19 protein-coding genes are annotated in these 17,847 nt (G+C 34.3%); 5 read left to right on the top strand and 14 right to left on the bottom strand.

What is annotated here, in order from left to right; genetic code table 11:
• The first annotated feature begins 134 nt into the window (after positions 1 to 134).
• The 4 genes from WCG23_06285 to WCG23_06270 all read left to right on the top strand — a co-directional run bounded on the left by WCG23_06285 (position 135) and on the right by WCG23_06270 (position 5,096).
• Entirely contained in the window at positions 135 to 1,400 is a 1,266-nt protein-coding gene (locus tag WCG23_06285; protein MEI8389477.1) for a hypothetical protein, read from the top strand.
• Between the two features lie 195 nt (positions 1,401 to 1,595).
• A complete protein-coding gene (locus WCG23_06280) occupies positions 1,596 to 3,740 on the top strand; it encodes a polyribonucleotide nucleotidyltransferase (protein MEI8389476.1) in 2,145 nt (714 codons plus the stop codon).
• Positions 3,741 to 3,867: 127 nt separating this feature from the next.
• Positions 3,868 to 4,398 carry a ribosomal protein S18-alanine N-acetyltransferase gene (gene rimI / locus WCG23_06275; GenBank protein ID MEI8389475.1) on the top strand — a complete coding sequence of 177 codons (531 nt, stop codon included), beginning with the start codon at positions 3,868 to 3,870 and terminating at the stop codon, positions 4,396 to 4,398.
• Positions 4,399 to 4,415: 17 nt separating this feature from the next.
• Complete coding sequence (locus WCG23_06270; protein MEI8389474.1) at positions 4,416 to 5,096, top strand: biotin transporter BioY; 681 nt, start codon at positions 4,416 to 4,418, stop codon at positions 5,094 to 5,096.
• Between the two features lie 22 nt (positions 5,097 to 5,118).
• On the opposite strand, the gene ruvC is transcribed toward WCG23_06270, so the two are convergent.
• The 14 genes from ruvC to WCG23_06200 form a co-directional block, all read right to left on the bottom strand.
• Positions 5,119 to 5,595 (bottom strand): crossover junction endodeoxyribonuclease RuvC, encoded by a 477-nt coding sequence (ruvC, locus tag WCG23_06265; protein MEI8389473.1) that lies wholly within the window; start codon positions 5,593 to 5,595, stop codon positions 5,119 to 5,121.
• Positions 5,595 to 6,176: a Maf family protein gene (locus tag WCG23_06260; protein MEI8389472.1), complete on the bottom strand. Its 582-nt coding sequence runs from the start codon at positions 6,174 to 6,176 to the stop codon at positions 5,595 to 5,597. Before WCG23_06260 ends, ruvC begins: the two co-directional genes overlap by 1 nt.
• A gap of 275 nt (positions 6,177 to 6,451) precedes the next feature.
• A complete protein-coding gene (locus WCG23_06255) occupies positions 6,452 to 6,673 on the bottom strand; it encodes a hypothetical protein (GenBank protein MEI8389471.1) in 222 nt (73 codons plus the stop codon).
• A gap of 121 nt (positions 6,674 to 6,794) precedes the next feature.
• Positions 6,795 to 8,306, bottom strand: a complete 1,512-nt coding sequence (gene nuoN, locus WCG23_06250) for an NADH-quinone oxidoreductase subunit NuoN (protein MEI8389470.1) — start codon at positions 8,304 to 8,306, stop codon at positions 6,795 to 6,797.
• A 30-nt stretch (positions 8,307 to 8,336) separates the two neighbouring features.
• The gene (locus WCG23_06245) at positions 8,337 to 9,887 is read right to left on the bottom strand and encodes a NuoM family protein (GenBank protein ID MEI8389469.1); all 1,551 of its coding nucleotides are present in this window, start codon (positions 9,885 to 9,887) and stop codon (positions 8,337 to 8,339) included.
• A 110-nt stretch (positions 9,888 to 9,997) separates the two neighbouring features.
• On the bottom strand, positions 9,998 to 11,923 hold the full coding sequence (gene nuoL / locus WCG23_06240) for an NADH-quinone oxidoreductase subunit L (protein MEI8389468.1): 1,926 nt from the start codon (positions 11,921 to 11,923) through the stop codon (positions 9,998 to 10,000).
• 26 nt (positions 11,924 to 11,949) lie between these two features.
• Positions 11,950 to 12,288 carry an NADH-quinone oxidoreductase subunit NuoK gene (nuoK, locus tag WCG23_06235; GenBank protein ID MEI8389467.1) on the bottom strand — a complete coding sequence of 113 codons (339 nt, stop codon included), beginning with the start codon at positions 12,286 to 12,288 and terminating at the stop codon, positions 11,950 to 11,952.
• A 1-nt stretch (position 12,289) separates the two neighbouring features.
• A complete protein-coding gene (locus WCG23_06230; protein MEI8389466.1) occupies positions 12,290 to 12,880 on the bottom strand; it encodes an NADH-quinone oxidoreductase subunit J in 591 nt (196 codons plus the stop codon).
• Between the two features lie 35 nt (positions 12,881 to 12,915).
• On the bottom strand, positions 12,916 to 13,392 hold the full coding sequence (locus tag WCG23_06225; GenBank protein MEI8389465.1) for an NADH-quinone oxidoreductase subunit I: 477 nt from the start codon (positions 13,390 to 13,392) through the stop codon (positions 12,916 to 12,918).
• 4 nt (positions 13,393 to 13,396) lie between these two features.
• On the bottom strand, positions 13,397 to 14,524 hold the full coding sequence (nuoH, locus tag WCG23_06220; protein ID MEI8389464.1) for an NADH-quinone oxidoreductase subunit NuoH: 1,128 nt from the start codon (positions 14,522 to 14,524) through the stop codon (positions 13,397 to 13,399).
• 25 nt (positions 14,525 to 14,549) lie between these two features.
• A complete protein-coding gene (locus WCG23_06215) occupies positions 14,550 to 15,743 on the bottom strand; it encodes an NADH-quinone oxidoreductase subunit D (protein MEI8389463.1) in 1,194 nt (397 codons plus the stop codon).
• Positions 15,743 to 16,210 (bottom strand): NADH-quinone oxidoreductase subunit C, encoded by a 468-nt coding sequence (locus WCG23_06210; GenBank protein MEI8389462.1) that lies wholly within the window; start codon positions 16,208 to 16,210, stop codon positions 15,743 to 15,745. Before WCG23_06210 ends, WCG23_06215 begins: the two co-directional genes overlap by 1 nt.
• Positions 16,211 to 16,228: 18 nt before the next feature.
• Complete coding sequence (locus WCG23_06205; GenBank protein ID MEI8389461.1) at positions 16,229 to 16,855, bottom strand: NADH-quinone oxidoreductase subunit B family protein; 627 nt, start codon at positions 16,853 to 16,855, stop codon at positions 16,229 to 16,231.
• Between the two features lie 34 nt (positions 16,856 to 16,889).
• Positions 16,890 to 17,249 carry an NADH-quinone oxidoreductase subunit A gene (locus tag WCG23_06200; GenBank protein ID MEI8389460.1) on the bottom strand — a complete coding sequence of 120 codons (360 nt, stop codon included), beginning with the start codon at positions 17,247 to 17,249 and terminating at the stop codon, positions 16,890 to 16,892.
• A 234-nt stretch (positions 17,250 to 17,483) separates the two neighbouring features.
• Here WCG23_06200 and WCG23_06195 point away from each other — a divergent pair, with 234 nt between their 5' ends.
• Positions 17,484 to 17,783 (top strand): hypothetical protein, encoded by a 300-nt coding sequence (locus WCG23_06195; GenBank protein ID MEI8389459.1) that lies wholly within the window; start codon positions 17,484 to 17,486, stop codon positions 17,781 to 17,783.
• The last annotated feature ends 64 nt before the right edge of the window (positions 17,784 to 17,847 follow it).

The following is a 17,847-nucleotide window of genomic DNA, read 5'->3' as shown; positions in this document are numbered from 1 at the left end:
TACTTCTGTCATTTATTTTGCTCCTTTCGTTATTTAACGATTGTAACAAAGTGTTACGATTTCAATGCGAAACTGTCAAATAAAAATATTCAGAATAGTTCTTTATAACAGATAATTAATGGAATTTTATATTAATGTTAAACATTAAGTGCAATTATAGTCCAATAATTTTGCAAAAAAAACAAATCAACAGCGGTCTGGAAAATAAATCTGCTCAGCTAAATTATAATTGTGCAAATAATTATGAAAAAACTACCAAAATGCTTCAAATTTACAGAAAACCTTTGAATTTAAGCTTTAGTGGGGATGATTCTCAAATTAATAAAACTTTAAGTACAAAACTTGATGATGCTTTTTCAAAAAGAGATGCTTCTGAAGTTATACAGTATGTTAATAAATATCTGCCGACAATAAAAAATGATACTGAAATTTCAGCTCACTCCACAAAAGTTTTAACAAAGATAAATAATTTGAATAAAAATTTTCCTGTTTCTCTAATTCAAATTAACAACATAAACTCTTCATTAAACAACAGCATAAGCGTTGACAGACATGGACATATTCAAATAACTGAAAATGGAAAAAAGCTTTTTATAACAAAAGAAGAGCTTATAAAAAGCAATGTTATGGATAAAGAATCAGCGCATATTATTGGTAATGGAATAAGAGGTTTTGATCCCGCAAATCAGGATGATTGGGCTAAAACGCAAGTTGGCAGGGTATGGCCTCCTTCTGAAGATACAAGAAATAAAAATGGCGTTGCTACACCATTTATTGATAAAAGTAATAAAGCCGTTCTTTTTACCTCTCCTGATTCTGTAGGGAAGGCTTATGGCGTAAATCCAAGAGGAATGGCTGCAATAAACCATGATTCTTCTGTTATTATTGCTTATCAGCAGAATAACAATAATAGAGAAATTGATTTTTCCGCATGGTCTATAGCACCTTTTAAAATTCCCGATGGCAAAAAAGCTATTGTTATATTTCCTAACACTTTCAAAGAAGACACTTCAACGGTTAAAGACAATCCTAAATGGAAAATAAAAGATGATATTGTTTTATTAGATCCGTCTAAAAAAGGCAATACGGATTGCTTTATCGGTAAAAAAGCAAACTGGGCAGTATTTGCAGTTGAAGGTTCAGATAAAGCTTACTTAATGAGAAGTATATACAGCGGAAATGAATTTAATAACGACATATTTAAAGCATTTTGCCTTGGTGAAGAGAATGCAAAGTATCTTGAACTCGAATTTATGGCTCCAAGAGTAAAACAAAACGAAAAAAGCACAATTGCTTATAAAATTGAACCAATTTACTTAAAAGATTACGGTTTAGAAAAATTTTCTGCAAATGATCTTGAAAATGAAATCATAAAAATTTCTAAAAAAATCAAAATATAATATCGACATAATGCAAATTGCTGATTGATTTTTGTTATTATTTTATTATCTTAAATAGCTTTAAATTTATTCAAAATTTACTAATTTATAAAAATAAAGTATAAAAATATTTTTAATCATTTTTTTTTAATATATACTTATATAAACGAAAGAACTATAGAAATTAGAAAAGAAGTAAAGGAAATTTAGAAGAAAATGGTGGATTCAATTCAAAAGTATTCGCTTATGGTTGGCGACAGAGAAGTGGAATTTGAAACAGGTAAGCTTGCAAAATCAGCAGCAGCTTCTGTTACTGTAAAATGCGGAGACACTGTTATAATTGTGTCAACAGTATGTACAGACAAACCAAGACCGGGAATCGATTTTTTCCCGTTATTAGTTGATTACGAAGAAAAATTATATTGCATGGGTAAAATCCCGGGAAGCTTTACCAGAAAAGAAGGAAGAGCTACCGATAAACAAATATTAATCAGCAGGCTTATAGACAGGCCTATCAGACCTTTATTCCCTAAAGGCTACAGAAATGATGTGCAAATAGTTGCAGCAACACTCAGCTCTGATGAGCAAGTTCAGCCTGATACTCTTGTTGTACTAGGTTCTTCTCTTGCACTTACATTGGCGGAAAAAATACCTTTTGAAGGTCCTATCGGTGCTGTAAGAGTTGGTGAACTTGACGGGCAATTAATTATTAACCCTACTTTCCAACAGTCAGAAAAAAGTGACCTTGATATAGTTGTTGCAGGAACTGAAGATTCAGTGATTATGGTTGAAGCAGGATGTAACTTTGTGACTGAAGAAAAAATTCTTCAGGCTGTGGAGCTTGCTCAACAGGAAATCAAAAAACAGGTTCTTGCTCAAAAAGCTTTTGCAGCTCAATGCGGTGTGGTTAAACAAGCATTTGTTAATCCATTCGACACATCAGAACTAAAAGCTTTAGTGTCTGAATCTGCAAAAGACAAAGTTTATGAAGCTTACCACCAGTTTGACAGAGAAACAAGAAGAGCAATTCTTGACGCTGCAAAAGCAGAAATAAAAGAAAAAGTAAGCGCTCTTCCTGAAGATCATTCTATTAAAACACTTCTTGCAGAATCAGGACTTGATTTTGTAGGAGAAGAATTTAAATCTCTCGAAAAGAAAATAATGAGAGCAATGATTGTTGATGAACAAGTTAGAGCTGATGGCAGAAAAGTTAATGAAATCAGACCTATAAGTTCAGAAGTAGGACTTCTTCCTAGAACTCACGGAACAGGACTTTTTACAAGAGGACAAACACAGGTTCTTTCTATCGCTACACTTGCAGGACCGGGACTTGCTCAAAGCCTTGAAGGTATCGATCCTCAAAAAGATAAAAGATATATGCACAGTTATAATTTCCCCGGCTACTCTGTAGGTGAAGTAAAACCTCAAAGAGGAGCAGGAAGACGTGAAATCGGGCATGGCGCTCTTGCAGAAAGAGCTTTGCTCCCTGCATTACCTTCAAAAGAAGATTTCCCTTATGTAATAAGAGTTGTATCAGAAGTTCTTGAATCAAACGGTTCAACAAGTATGGCAAGCACATGCGGAAGTACTTTAGCACTTATGGATGCAGGAGTTCCGCTTAAAAATATCGTTGCAGGCGTTGCAATGGGGCTTGTTAAAGAAGGCGAAAAAGCTGTTGTTCTTACAGATATTCAAGGAATTGAAGATTTCCTCGGAGATATGGACTTTAAAGTCACAGGCGATAGAGCAGGTATTACAGCTCTTCAAATGGATATGAAAATTACAGGAATTGACTTTAATACCCTGAAAAAAGCTATTGATGATGCAAAAGAAGGAAGATTATTTATTCTCGATAAGATGCTGGAAGCAATTTCAGTTCCAAGAGAAGAACTATCCAAATGGTCACCAAGAATTGAAACTGTTAGAGTTGACCCTGATACCATAGGAGGTCTTATCGGTCCTGGCGGTAAAACAATAAAAGCAATTATTGAAGAAACAGGCGCTGATATAAATATTCAGGACGATGGAACAGTTACCATTACTTCTTCAGAAGCTGATATGATGCGTTTAACAATTTCCAGAGTTAAAGCACTTACCTTTAAAGTTCAAGAAGGTATGATAATAAAAGGTAGAATAGTCAGAATCCTTCCTATTGGTGCTTTTGTAGAAATGGCACCGGGAAAAGACGGACTGGTTCATATTTCAAAACTTGCTAACCAGAGAGTAAACAGAGTTGAAGATGTTGTAAATCTTGGAGATGAAGTTTACGTTAAAATTATCGGTGTTGATGATAGAGGCAGAGTAAATCTTTCTATCAAAGACGTAACCGAAGAAGAAAAAGAGCAGGCTATTTGTAATTAATTTAGCTGTTTGAAAATATTTACGAAAAGAGGAAAGATTTTATGCTTTCCTCTTTTTAAATATATAAAAAATTTTGTTTTCATATATAATTTTATTTAGCAATTATGATAAAGAAAGTTCGAAAAAAGTGAGTAATATAATAGTCAGAAAAATGGAAACTAAAGATATTGAGCAGATTATGGAAATTGAATCTGTTATCTTTGGTGAATATCACTGGACTCCTCAATCTTTTATAAGTGAAATCGAAAATGAATACGGAAATTATTTTACTGCTTTAGATAGAGATACGAACGAGATAATCGGTTATGCAGGATTTTGGCTTATTTTTGATGAAGCGCATATTACAACAATTGCGGTTAAGCCAAATCTTCAAAACAAAGGTTTAGGCGAGACACTGCTTCAACATATGATAGATGTCGGCTACGCAAAAAATGCAAAATGGTTTACACTTGAAGTAAGAGCAGGAAATATTCCGGCGCAAAATCTTTATTACAAATATGGTTTTAAGAGTCTTGGATTACGCAAAAAATACTATCAGGACAATGAAGAAGACGCTTTGATAATGTGGACAGAAAATATATGGGATACAAGCTTTACAGCCCTGTTAAAAGATTTAAAAGAAAAATTGAAATTGCGAAATAGCCTTACTAGAACATAATAAAATTACGACGGATTATGAATAATAGAATTATAAAAAATGTTAAAAATACCAAATTTCTGAGAAGATTTCCGAGATTAAATACGGGTTCTCTTGTTATTGTTGTGATTTGCACGTTTTTAATAATAATATCAACTTTTACACCAATTCCTCAATTAATACTCTCAATACCCCAGGAAGCGCTTATTAATCCGGCAGATTTTTTTGCTAAAGCAAATTCAATGGGAAAAATTACAAATGTTTTTTATTATATTCCTCAAATCCCAATAGTGCTTATGATTGCGGCTATTATGGGACCCAGACTCGGAATGCTGTCGGTAATTCTGTATATTTTGGCAGGATTGGTCGGATTTCCGATATTTGCAGGTGGTGGAGGCATAAATTATTACATGCAGCACGGTTTTGGGTATATTCTCGGATTTATTCCCGGTGTATACACTGTTGGAAACATTCTTTCAGGAAAACTAAAATCTTTTACGACCATAAGAGCCTCGATAGTTGGTGTAACCGCAGTGCATTTTATAGGCGTAATTTATTTAACAATTGTACTTTTTATAAAACATGAATCAATCTTTACAGTTTTCGGATGGATATGGCAGTTAAGCGGAATGCAGTTTTTTTATGATGTGATTTTTTCTGTGCTTGCAATAATTATGGGCAGATTTTTGAGAAAAGTTCTCTGGATTGCAATGGATTAACGAACAGGCAATTATAAAAGCATTATCCGACATCGCACATAGTATGGCAAAGTGCTATTGCAATAGCATCTACAGCATCATCAAGCTTTGGAAGCTTTTGACCGCTTAATAGAATTTCTACCATTTCTTTAACATCTTTTTTGTCTGCTCTTCCGTAGCCTGTTATAGTTTGCTTCACAACCAGCGGAGTGTATTCATAGATTGGGATGTTAAACATTTCTAAGGTCATAAGAATTACCCCTCTAGCCTGGGCAACAGGAATAATAGTTTTTGCATTTTTGAAATAAAACAGCTGCTCAACAGAAGCAATATTAGGCTTGTATGTTTTCAAAAGATGTGAGAGGTCATTATAAATTTCAAGCAGTCTTGTTGCGTTGCTCAGGGTCTTATCCGTTTGGATAGATCCACAGTTAACTAAAATATTTTTCGACTCGGCTTCGCAATCTAAAATGCTGTATCCGACTATAGCCATGCCGGGATCAATACCAATTATACGCATTAGAGCAGTTTAACCCCGAATTCTTTTAACATTTCTGTGAGCTTGAAAACTGAAATCCCGACAATATTTGAATAACAGCCATTTATTGATTTAACGAACATGCTTGCCAATCCTTGTATAGCGTATGCTCCTGCTTTATCCATCGGCTCGCCTGTTTCTATATAAGCGTTTATTTCTTCGTCAGAAAGTTCTTTAAAACTTACATTGCTGATAACAGAATCTTTCATAGTTTTTCCTGTTTCTGTATCAATAACGGCTATTGCAGAAATAACTTGATGAGTATTATTACTCAGCATTTTAAGCATATTAAAGGCATCTTTTTTATCTTTTGGCTTGCCCAGGATTTTATTATCAATTATTACGACAGTATCAGAGCCTATGATAATTGCAGGAATAGTGATTTTATTTGCGATATCGCCTGCTTTTTCAACTGCCAGATTTTCAATTAATTTTGTTGAAAACGGTTTATTTTCTACGTTTTCATCTATACAGGAAGGAATTATCTCAAACTCAAGCCCTATTAATTCGAGAAGTTCTTTTCTTCTTGGAGAGGCTGAAGCAAGAATGATTTTTTTATGCATAATATCTGTTCCATTTGGTATATTTACATTAATTCTATACCAAAACGAGTTTATTTTCGATAAAACAGATATAGTGCTATAAGATGTAATTATTAAATGAAATATTTTTTGCAAAAGCACTATATCTTTTAGGAGTGATGCTTTTCGAGAAAATCCGGCTTTGCCGGTTTTCGGGAAAACAAACTCGTTTCAGTATAATAGGTCAAAATATATGCAAAAAAAATACTGCGGTTAATTTTAGTTGCAGTATTTTTTTCGTGTAAATTTAATAAATCTTATGTAAGACTGGCAGCTTTGGCCATAATTCTACCGACTTGAAATTTTGTGTTGACCATTACAAGAGCTCTTTGTACTTCTGCAATGTCTTTCTGGATTTCCCAGTATCTTTCTTTGGAAATTGCCAGTCTGCTTACATCTTCTGAAATATTATTAACTTTTTCTGCAGAATATTTTTTTGCAAGCATTTGATCTATATAATCTTGTGGTCCGATAGCCATAATTTTGCTCCCGTAAAATAATTGTGAATTTAAAAGACCTCTTATATATTTAAAGTTTTTATAAACAAAATAATTGCCTTTTTGAAAGGCAATTATTAAGAGTTCTTAATATAAATAAAAATTATTGTCTTAAGTAGGAAGTAATGCTCGTTATTTTTTCGAAGTGCTGTTTTTTGTTGATAGTTAAAATATCTGCACATGATTTTGAAAGATTTATAACAGGTCCTGCAAATATTCCTAATAATACAGTCGCTAAAACGGTCACAACTAAAACACTTTGCAAAGATAAAGAAATTTTTATTTCATCTTTTTGTTTTGCAAATTTTCCGACAGGTCTTACATACATTGCCCTTATAACTTTTACATAATAAAAAACCGCAAAAACTGTATTAATTAAGGCAATTATTAATACAGGCATATATTTAAATCCGGCAAAGGCAATGGCTTTGAATAAATAAAACTTTGCGAAAAAACCTGCCGTAATCGGAATACCTGCTAAAGACAATAAACATACAGATAAGCAAAGCGCAAAATACCTGTTTTTGTGCGCAAGTCCGTTGTAATCGTCAATAGAATCCATTCCTGTCTGGCTTGCAAAAATTTCAACAGCAGCCCAGGTTCCAAAATTCATAAATAAATAGACGATTAAATAAAATATCATTCCTGCAATCCCTTCTGATGTAAGAACAGAAAGACCCAGCAGAATATATCCCGCCTGAGCAATTGAACTATATGCCATTAATCGTTTTATATTTTTTTGACCTATTGCCATTAAATTTCCGGTTGTCATTGTAATTGCGGCAATTACCGCAATTACGACAGTAAAAATTGAAATATCCGCATAAACAAGAGTCATAAATCTGATTATGGCTGCAAATCCTGCTATTTTAGAAACAACTGATAAGTAAGCCGCAACAGGAATAGGCGCACCCTGATAAACATCAGGAGTCCAGGTATGAAAGGGCACTGCGGAAAGTTTGTATCCAAACCCTGCTACAATAAAAATAAAACTTATAATTAATGCTGTACTGTGCTCATAATGTGATAAAAAATTAACTATATTTGTAATATTTGTTTGTCCCGTAATGCCGTAAAGAAATGAAAACCCATAAAGCATTATAGCTGTTGAAGCAGCTCCGATTACGAGATATTTTAATGCGGCTTCATTACTTAGTCTGTCAAGTTTAGTATATCCGCACAGGGCAAAGCTTGAAATACTTAATGTTTCAATCGCCACAAAAAACATAATAAGATCATTCGCACCTGTCAGAAGCATTGCTCCTAAAGTAGCAGTGAGAATTAAAGTATAAAATTCCCCGATACTATTGCCAAAATTGCAGACATATCTTTTTGATAATAAAATTGATAAAATTGCCCCCAGTAAAATAAGCACTCTGAACAAAATAGTAAAACTGTTTGAAACAAAAGTTCCTGAAAATGCAGTTATTTCTTGAGAATGAGGCAAAAATACAAACGAAATAATAGTGAATACAAGCCCTGATATAGCGGCAACAAAAACTAAATTTTGGTCATCATTCCTGAAACTAAAGGTCATAATCAGGCATATTATAATTAAAATAGCCAGCAGCATTTCAGGCAAGAGGGCATTTGCTATATCAAACAATAGATTCATTTTTATCTCCTAATTAATAGATTTTATAGATTAAATTAAATTCACAATATTATTGACTGTAGGAACGAAAATACTTGTTAATCCTGTTGGATAAAACCCGAATACTACGATTACAAGTATTAATGACAGCAGTATGACTACTTCATGAGGTGTAGCATCGTGGAATTTCTTCCATCTGGGGAGTAAGTTGCCATAGAAAACTTTTTTAAACATCCATAACAGGTAAGCAGCCGTTAAAATTATTCCGAAAATAGCTGCAGCAGTCAATACTTGTATAGAAACAGGAATATACCAGCCGAAAAAAGAAAGCCCGTTTATTGCATATGACGTAAAAGCTCCGTAAAAAGCCAGCGTTTCGGCAGCAAAACCAATTAATAAAGGTAAACCTAAACTCGCAAGAACTATCATTAAAGAGAAATACATAATTCTTGGAGCATTTTGCCCCAGCCCGCCCAACAAAGGAATTTCTCTTGTGTGCGTTCTCAGATAAATAATGCCGACTATCATAAACAAACCTGCACTTATTATGCCATGTGCCGCCATCTGAAAAACAGCTCCGGAAATTCCGGCAGTATTTAAAGCGCCCAGTCCGACTAAAACGATTCCCATGTGGCTGACACTGCTGTAGGCAATTAGTTTTTTGAGATCTGTTTGAACAAGCGCAATACAGGCTGTATAAATTATGTTTATGACTCCTAAAATAATAAGCAACGGTGCTAAAACCTTAACCGCCTGAGGTAAAATCTGCAAATTCATTCTTATCAATCCGTAACCGCCCATTTTTAGCAAAATCCCTGCTAGAAGCATACTTACAGGTGTAGGAGCATCAACATGCGCATCAGGAAGCCAAGTATGCAAAGGAACTATAGGGAGTTTTACTGCAAATGCAGCGAAAAATCCAAAAAAAGCTAGTATAGAGAAAATTAATGGGTAGCTGTAATCTTTTAATGACGTATAAATTCCTAAATCAAAAGTCAAAATGCCTGTCTGTGAATAGTGGTAATACACAATAGCAAGTATAGATGCAAGCATGAAAATACTTCCTGCAAAAGTATAAAGAATAAATTTCATTGCTGAATATTCTTTTCTGCCTGTTCCCCATATAGAAATCAGAAAATACATCGGAATCAGTTCTATTTCCCAGAATAAAAAGAATAAGAATAAGTCTTTTGCTGCAAAAACCCCTAAAATAGCAGTTTCCAATACAAATATCATTGAGTAATAAAGTTTGTGTCTTTTTGTTATGCTATATTTGCTTGCAATAAGTGAAATAAGAACCAAAAATGTGGTTAAAATAATAAGTGTAATAGATATTCCGTCAACACCAAATGCAAAATTTATTCCTAGAGGCGCAATCCAATCTTTTCCTCCGGGTAGTTTTAATATATTTTCGAACTGAAAACCTGTTTGTGACGGATTAAAAAATGTTATAAAAAACAGCGAATAAATAAACACAAGACCGCTCCAGCCTTTTGCGAACCTTCTTATTTTTACTTCATTTTGGGGAAACCACGGACCGAATATAATTATTGCCCCTATAACGGGCAGAAATATCAATAATATTAGAGATAAAAATTCCATTACTAACCTTTCTTTTGTCTAGATTATTACTCTTGATTTAGAGCCTTGTTTTCGTAACTTTAACCTTTCATCTGTGGCTTTAACTAAATTCGAAAATATAGCTAAGCCGGTTACAATAACCAGTAAATAGTGAATATGAACGTTAAAAACATCAATCCGCCAAAAAGTATTGTGGCGTAAGTTTGGACATTTCCATTTTGAAAAATTCTCAGTAACCAACCGCTAAAACGCACCCAGATAGCCACCAGATTGACTAATCCATCTACAATAAATTTGTCGAAAGCTGACAAAAATTCAGAAATAGGAAGTACAATATAATCAACAAATTTGTAATAGGAACGATCGATATACCAGAGGTTTGCGGAAAAATTGTAAACGGGTTTAATTTTTTGTATAAATTTATCCAGATTGATTTTGAACATATTTTTGTATTTATCGACGTACAAAATCATAGCAAGCCCAAACCCTGCCAGTGAAACTAATAAAGAAACAACAGGAATCAATAAACTTTCTCCGCGAGAAGCAGTTTCCGTTGCTGTGTTTATAAAAGCATCGAACGAAGGTAATCCGAACTTTCCACAAAGAATAAAACCTATTATAGCAGACGGAATTGCCAGAATAATTAACGGTAGAGTTATTGTTTTTGAGGCATTATGAGGATGTTCATGTCCTCTGTATTCCCCTTCAAATGTAAGAAAATAAGTTCTGAACATATAAAAAGCCGTCATTCCTGCAACTGAGATTGCAATTACAAGTAAAACAAGCTGGTTATGCTCTAGTAATCCTGAAAAAATTTCTTCTTTTGACCAGAATCCGCTCAGAAATATCCCCGAAATAGCCAAACAACCTATTAAATAAGTATAAGCAACAGCCGGCATATGTTTTCTTAAGCCGCCCATATATTTCATGTCCTGCTGGTCATTCAATCCATGTATTACTGCGCCTGAGCAGAGGAACAACATAGCCTTAAAATAAGCGTGTGTCATAAGATGGAACAGACCTGCAGAGTATGCACCGGCGCCCATAGCCATTACCATAAATCCAAGCTGGCTGCAAGTTGAATAAGCCAATGCCTTTTTTATATCCTGCTGCGTTATAGCTATAGTTGCAGTCATAAATGCAGTAATTGCACCTGTCCATGCAATGATTGTCATTGCATTAGGAGAAAGTTCGAAAATTGGATAAACTCTTGCGATAAGATAAACACCTGCTGCAACCATTGTAGCTGCGTGAATTAAAGCACTGATTGGTGTCGGGCCTTCCATTGCATCCGGAAGCCAAGTATGTAATGGAAATTGTGCGCTTTTTGCCACCGGTCCAAGAAAAATTAAAATTGCAATAACTGTATATAAAAAGGGATTTGTTGAGTCAAGAACATATTTTGCAGCTTCGGGCATAGAGGTAAAACTTAAAAATATATCACTACTGCTTGCCCACCAGCCGATTGAGAAAAATAAAAACATTAAAATGCCTATCAGCAAACCGCAATCACCGATTCTGTTCATGATAAAAGCTTTAGTTGCTGCACTCGCAGCAGACGGTCTTCTGAACCAGAAACCAATAAGCAGATAACTCGAAACTCCCACGAGTTCCCAGAAAATATAAGTTTGAAAAAGATTAGAACTTAAAACAAGTCCTAGCATCGAAAAATTAAACAGGTTGAGGTATGCAAAAAACCTGTGATAGCCTTCGTCTTTGTTCATATATTCATGAGAATATATCTGAATAAGCAAACTTACGCTTGTAACAACCATAAGCATCATTGCAGCAAGCCTGTCTACGATAATTCCTATTGATAAATTGATATTGCCAGCCTGGATCCAGTTAAAGTTCTGAACATAAGGTGCAGTGTGATTAAAAGTCCAGACTAATATAAAACTTGAGCAAACAAGACCGGCAAAAGTGCTTGCTGTCGTCAGCCATAACGTGAATTTTTTATTTTCATAAACAAATAAATTTTGACCAAATATAATAATCAAGAAAACCCACAAGGGCAATAACGCTATTAAACCGGCATTTTCTACAAAAAACTGCATTATATTCAAACACTCCTAAATTATTTTTATCCTTTTAATTCGTTCATTTCTTCTGTATCAACTGTAGGTTTGTTCCTGTAAAGCGATAGAAGAATGGCAAGCCCAAGAGCTGCTTCAGCTGCTGCAATAGCCATTATAAATATAGCAAATACCTGTCCCTGTAAATTATTAATGTCGCTATAATTTGCAAAAGCAACAAAATTAATATTTACCGCACAAAGTAAAATTTCAATTGACATAAGTACTCTGATTATATTTCGCGAAATAATAAGTCCCACTATACCGATACAAAATAAAACAGCCCCCAAAATCAAGTAATGAGTAAGTCCTACGTTGAAAAGGTTTAAAATAATGTCTATTCTCATATTAATCTTCCTCTATCAGGTTTGTTGTAGGGTTAACAAGATTATCCCTGTCTTTTTTTGCCAGAACTACTGCCCCTATAATTGCTGCCAGCAGTAATAATGACAATATTTCAAACGGCAAAACATATTTTGTAAAGAGAGCTTTGCCTATAATTCCGGTTGTTCCTTCGTTCTGCAAAGTATCAATAGTTTCTATAGAAGGTAATGTTGCCGAAAATATATTGCTTTCTCTCGCTAAAGACTTGAATCCGTCAGTTATTGCAAACAAAATAGTAACAAAAAATGCTCCCGAAGTGGCAAAAGCAAACAATGTTCTTGGCGCAAAAGCTATCCAGAGTTTTTTTTCTGAAATCCTTCCGGTGAGCATAATTGCAAAAATCATAACTATTGTTATGCCTACTGCATAAATAATTATTTGCGATATAGCAACAAAATCAGCGTTTAATAACACAAAAATTCCTGCCACTGAAATAAAAGCCAGAATCATTGCTACTGCAGAGTACACAATTCTCGGCAAAAATACAACTCCCAGAGCTGCAATTACCAGCACAAATGCAATAACATAGAAAAATAAATTATAAATTATGTCCATAATACATTAAAACCTCAACACACCTTGTTTATTAATTAAACATCCCGTTCTTTTTTATCTCTCCATTTTGCAGATTCTTCAGGAGAAAGCTTTAATTTATCTTTATCAAAAACCAGAGATTCTCTGGAATAATCAGCAAGTTCAAATTCATCAGTCATAATAAGCGCATCCTTAGGACAGGCTTGCGTACAGTTTCCGCAGAATATGCATCTGCCCATATCAATGGTAAATTTATTAATTATATTCTTGTTATTTTCGTCTTTTGCAGATTCAATCTGTATTAAATCGCCGCATGGACAAACTTTTGTACACGACATGCATCCAATACAACTTAGATTTCCATCTTGGTTAGTAGTAAGCGCCAGCCTTCCTCTTGTTCTTGAAGAAAGCACAGGTTTTTTTTCTGGATATTCTAGGGTTATAGCAGGTCTAAAAGCATGCTTAAGGATGGTAAACATGCCTCTTGCTATTTCAATTATTCCATTTACTGTTTTGTTAAATATAATTTTCATAATTTTATCCGTTTATTAAAGTTACGACGTATTTGAATACGGCTACAATCGTTAAATTGAGCAAAGAAAGAGGTAAAAGAAATTTCCATGCAAAAGACATCAACTGGTCAGCTCTTAATCTCGGCAAAGTGCCTCTAATCCATATAATAATAAATATTACAAAATATGTTTTTGCTATAATCCAGAACCCTTGCTCTATATGGACAAAAAGATCAAGAATATTCCGGTTATGTATTATATTCTGGAATAAAGTTATTGATAAATAATCATTAAAAGGCGATAAATACCCGCCTAAGAATAGTGTAACTATTAAAACACTCATTATAAACATAGCGGCATATTCTGCAAGAAAGAACAGCGCAAACTTCATGCCTGAGTATTCGGTATTATATCCGCTTACCAACTCGCTTTCAGCTTCCGGTAAGTCAAAAGGAATCCTGTTTACTTCAGCAATTGAGCATATAAAGAAAACTATAAAGCCGATAAAAGAAGGTATTATGTTCCAGCTAAAGACGTTCCAGTTAAGGAATGTTTGGTCGGAAGCACCTCCGGATTGTGCTGCCACTATATCAGAAAGGTTTAGTGTTCCTGCAAGTACTGCAATGCTCAATACAGCAATTATAAGAGGTATTTCATAGCTAATTGCCTGAGCCGCAGAGCGCATTGCTCCAAGCAATGAATATTTGTTATTGCTTGCCCATCCTGCCAGAACGATTCCCACAGTTGTTATTGATGAGAGTGCAAAAATCATAAATAACCCTGCTGCAAGGTTAATCGCAACAAACTTTTCTGTGAAAGGCATTAAACCGTATATAACCATTATCGGCGCGAATACAATCACAGGCGCAAGCGTAAAAAGGATTTTATTTGTATCTTTAGACATAATATCTTCTTTGCAAAGAAGTTTAATTGCGTCCGCTATCGTCTGAAAAAAGCCAAAAGGACCGACTCTATTGGGACCTTTTCTTACTGTGAGCCACGCAAGAACTTTTCTTTCCATTAAAACAAGGAATAATACCACTAAAATCAGCAAAACAGCTACACATATAAACGGAATAATCGGCCATGTGATTTCTGCAAAAAATGTCGGTATTCCGAGTTTATTAAAAATATTTATATACAAATCGTGCATTATAACTTTATTTCTCCCGTTTTGCTTATCTGTCAACTTCAGGAAGTACAACGTCAAGACTTCCAAAAATCGGCATTAAATCAGAGTAATTTTTGCCTTTTATCAGCTCAGGTAACACCTGTACAGAAGAAAACGAAGGAGTTCTCCATTTGACTCTTACAGGTTTATTTGTACCGTCGCTCACTACATAACAGGTTATGACTCCTCTTGGCGCTTCAATAGTGGAAATTGCTTCACCTGCAGGTGGTTTAAAAACAGCGGCATTTAGTTTTTTCGCTATAAGTTGTGTGTCGAAACCGCAATATTCGCAATTTTCGTCTTTACAGCCGCAGTTTACGCTTTTAACTTTTAATTTTTCTGGTGTACCACCGGGAATTTGTTTTATTGCCTGCTCTATAATTTTGATAGATTCTCTCATTTCGGCAATTCTTACTATATATCTGTCGTAACTATCACCATTTTCAGCAAGATGTGTTTGAAAATCGATTTCGTTGTAAACCGAATAAGTATTTATTTTTCTTAAATCCAAATCGATTGCCGATGCTCTGATATTTGCTCCTGTAATTGCGTAATCTGTTGCCATTTGCGGAGTTAAAATACCGACACCTTTTGTTCTTTCTAAAAATATAGGGTTTTTAGTGATAATTGCTTCGTATTCATCGAACATTTTAGGCATTATTTTGCATAAATCCAGAGCTTTATTCATCCAACCCTCGGGCAAATCCTTTTTTACTCCGCCAAATGTGTAAAAATTATACATCATTCTTTGTCCGGTCAGTTCTTCAAAAAGTTTAACTATGTCTTCACGCTCTCTAAACGCATAAAACATAGGAGTAGTCGCTCCTAAATCCAGCAAAAATGAAGCAACCCACATTAAATGCGAGGCAATTCTGTTAAATTCCATCGTGATTAGCCTGATATATTCGGCTCTTTTAGGAACCACAATCCCTGCAATAGATTCCACCGCATAACAGAAAGCTGCTGAACAAAAGAAACTCGATAAATAATCTATTCGGTCAACCATCGGTAAATACTGAAAATAATTTCTGCTCTCGGCAAGTTTTTCCATCCCTCTATGCAAATATCCGATTACGGGTTTTGTTTCTTTAATTATTTCGCCATTTAGCGACATAACTAACCTTAAAACGCCGTGAGTACTGGGATGTTGAGGCCCGACATTTATTATCATTTCTTTATTAAAAGTATTTTCTACTACCATTATCTTTCGTTCCAGTTCAATCTTTTATCTTTATTCACATAATCTTTTCTTAAAGGGTGTCCAATCCAGTCTTTTGGTAACAAAATTCTTTCTAAATTAGGATGATTATAGAAATTTATGCCTAATAAGTCATAAGTTTCTCTTTCGTGCCAATCAGCCGCCGAATATAATCCGCATAAGCTTTCTACACCCGGATTTTCTTTCTCAAGATTAACTTTTAAAAGAAGTTTTTTATGGAAAACTGTTGAATAAAAATTGTAAACAACTTCGAAACAATCAACTCTATCAAGCCCGCTTACAGAAAAAAGCATATTAAATTGTGTATTTACGTGCATTTTAAGGTATGTAACAAGCTCAATTAACTTATCTTTTGGTACTTCAATTATTTCAATGCCATCAGAGGTTTTATCAAGGTGTTTTACCTCGAATTTTTCGTCAATTGCTGTAATATTAGATGTTTCAGGCACGCTATTCTCCGTTAATTTTTATATTGCAACGTCAGCGCTTTGTGCTTCTTTGCAATTATAATCAGTGTCATAACCTATTTTTTGTACGCCCCAGTGAATTACTTCAAATTCGGAATTGGGAAGCAGAACTTCACAATTTTCATCTTCTGAAAGCGTCACTCTGGGCTTATGCGCGTCAAGATATTTTTTTCTATCCAGTATAGTTTCTGTTTTCATTTGTTTCTGAAGCTTTATTATTGCATCAAGAAGTGCTTCAGGTCTTGGAGGGCATCCCGGCAAATAAACATCAACAGGAACCAGTCTGTCTACCCCTCTAACTACAGAGTAAGAATCGTTCTCGTACATTCCGCCTGTAACTGCGCAAGCTCCCATTGCAATTACATATTTAGGCTCAGGCATTTGTTCGTAAAGACGGACTAAAGCAGGTGCCATTCTGTGAGTAACAGTACCGGCAGTTATCATTAGGTCAGCTTGACGTGGCGTTGCCCTAAAGACTTCCGAGCCGAATCTTGATATGTCAAAAGTTGCTGCACTTGCTGAAATCATTTCAATTCCGCAGCACGAAGTAGCAAATGTCAAAGGCCATAAAGAATTAGACCTTCCCCAGTTGTATATAAAATCGACTGCTGTTAAAATTATCTGCATTATTTATGTAAGTCCTTGATTAATTAAATTCCACTTATTGCCACTTTAAAGCGTCTTTTTTCCAGGCATAAACCAGTCCTACTACTAGTATTGCTATAAATATTAAAGCTTCTACCAGTGCAAACAGTCCTAATTTATTATAGCTCACCGCCCATGGAAAAAGAAAAACAGCTTCAATATCAAATATTAGAAATAATAAAGCGTAAAGATAATACTTTAAATCAAATTGAATTCTTGAATCCCCGAACGGTTTCATTCCGCATTCATAAGTTTTTTCTTTTTGCTTTCCCGGTGCTTTTGGCTGAACCAGAAATGACATAATCAAAGCTGCCGCGGCAAAAGCGAAAGAAAATAAAATAAAAGCAATTAACATCCCGTAACCCGATATGTACATATTCAATCTAAACCCTATTTCTCTATTACTAAAATTTATATCTTAAAGTTATTTTATAAACAATTATATCCAACAAAATGTTAAGTTTATCTTTTTAATTATTCAGACTGTTAATTTATTTTTTTGTTCAAAAAATTGTAAATTTATGTAAATTTTATAATCCTCAAACATCAACATTTTTCTTTACGAGTTTTATATAAATTGAATAAATAAATTAAGAAAGGAAAAGTAAAGGTGCTTAATTTAAATTCAGTTTTGAATAGACAAGTTCCACAAAAAAAATCTTTAAGTTTTGGTATTTCTCCGGAAAGACTAAAAGAATTAATGGACTCAAAAAATATATCTCTTCAAGTAGACCCGATAAAAGACACTAAATATTTATCAGGAACGCTTAAGTATAATGGTTGCGATGTTTTTATTAATAATAATACTTTAATTTCGCAGACTGCTAAAAGTGAGCCTGAAATTTTGTCAGGATTAGCAAAAAGTATACCAGAAGGCTCTACATTATCCGTATTTATTGCAAGAGCATAAACTTTAAAGCAGTAATATTAGGCAAAATCTTAAGATAGAGAAATTCTGAAATTTATAACAACCG

The sequence above is a fragment of the bacterium genome, assembly GCA_037147175.1.
GTDB lineage: Bacteria > Cyanobacteriota > Vampirovibrionia > Gastranaerophilales > UBA9971 > UBA9971.
This window is presented reverse-complemented; position numbering and strand designations above follow the sequence as displayed.

Bases quoted from the DNA above. Each gene is read 5' to 3' on its own strand.
- nuoL (MEI8389468.1), bottom strand. From the start codon at position 11,923: ATGCAGTTTTTTGTAGAAAATGCCGGTTTAATAGCGTTATTGCCCTTG.
- WCG23_06230 (MEI8389466.1), bottom strand. From the start codon at position 12,880: ATGGACATAATTTATAATTTATTTTTCTATGTTATTGCATTTGTGCTG.
- WCG23_06200 (MEI8389460.1), bottom strand. From the start codon at position 17,249: ATGTACATATCGGGTTACGGGATGTTAATTGCTTTTATTTTATTTTCT.
- WCG23_06215 (MEI8389463.1), bottom strand. From the start codon at position 15,743: ATGGTAGTAGAAAATACTTTTAATAAAGAAATGATAATAAATGTCGGG.
- WCG23_06270 (MEI8389474.1), top strand. From the start codon at position 4,416: ATGAATAATAGAATTATAAAAAATGTTAAAAATACCAAATTTCTGAGA.
- WCG23_06255 (MEI8389471.1), bottom strand. From the start codon at position 6,673: ATGGCTATCGGACCACAAGATTATATAGATCAAATGCTTGCAAAAAAA.
- WCG23_06205 (MEI8389461.1), bottom strand. From the start codon at position 16,855: ATGCAGATAATTTTAACAGCAGTCGATTTTATATACAACTGGGGAAGG.
- WCG23_06280 (MEI8389476.1), top strand. From the start codon at position 1,596: ATGGTGGATTCAATTCAAAAGTATTCGCTTATGGTTGGCGACAGAGAA.
- ruvC (MEI8389473.1), bottom strand. From the start codon at position 5,595: ATGCGTATAATTGGTATTGATCCCGGCATGGCTATAGTCGGATACAGC.
- WCG23_06225 (MEI8389465.1), bottom strand. From the start codon at position 13,392: ATGAAAATTATATTTAACAAAACAGTAAATGGAATAATTGAAATAGCA.
- WCG23_06285 (MEI8389477.1), top strand. From the start codon at position 135: ATGTTAAACATTAAGTGCAATTATAGTCCAATAATTTTGCAAAAAAAA.
- nuoK (MEI8389467.1), bottom strand. From the start codon at position 12,288: ATGAGAATAGACATTATTTTAAACCTTTTCAACGTAGGACTTACTCAT.
- nuoN (MEI8389470.1), bottom strand. From the start codon at position 8,306: ATGAATCTATTGTTTGATATAGCAAATGCCCTCTTGCCTGAAATGCTG.
- WCG23_06260 (MEI8389472.1), bottom strand. From the start codon at position 6,176: ATGCATAAAAAAATCATTCTTGCTTCAGCCTCTCCAAGAAGAAAAGAA.
- nuoH (MEI8389464.1), bottom strand. From the start codon at position 14,524: ATGCACGATTTGTATATAAATATTTTTAATAAACTCGGAATACCGACA.
- WCG23_06245 (MEI8389469.1), bottom strand. From the start codon at position 9,887: ATGGAATTTTTATCTCTAATATTATTGATATTTCTGCCCGTTATAGGG.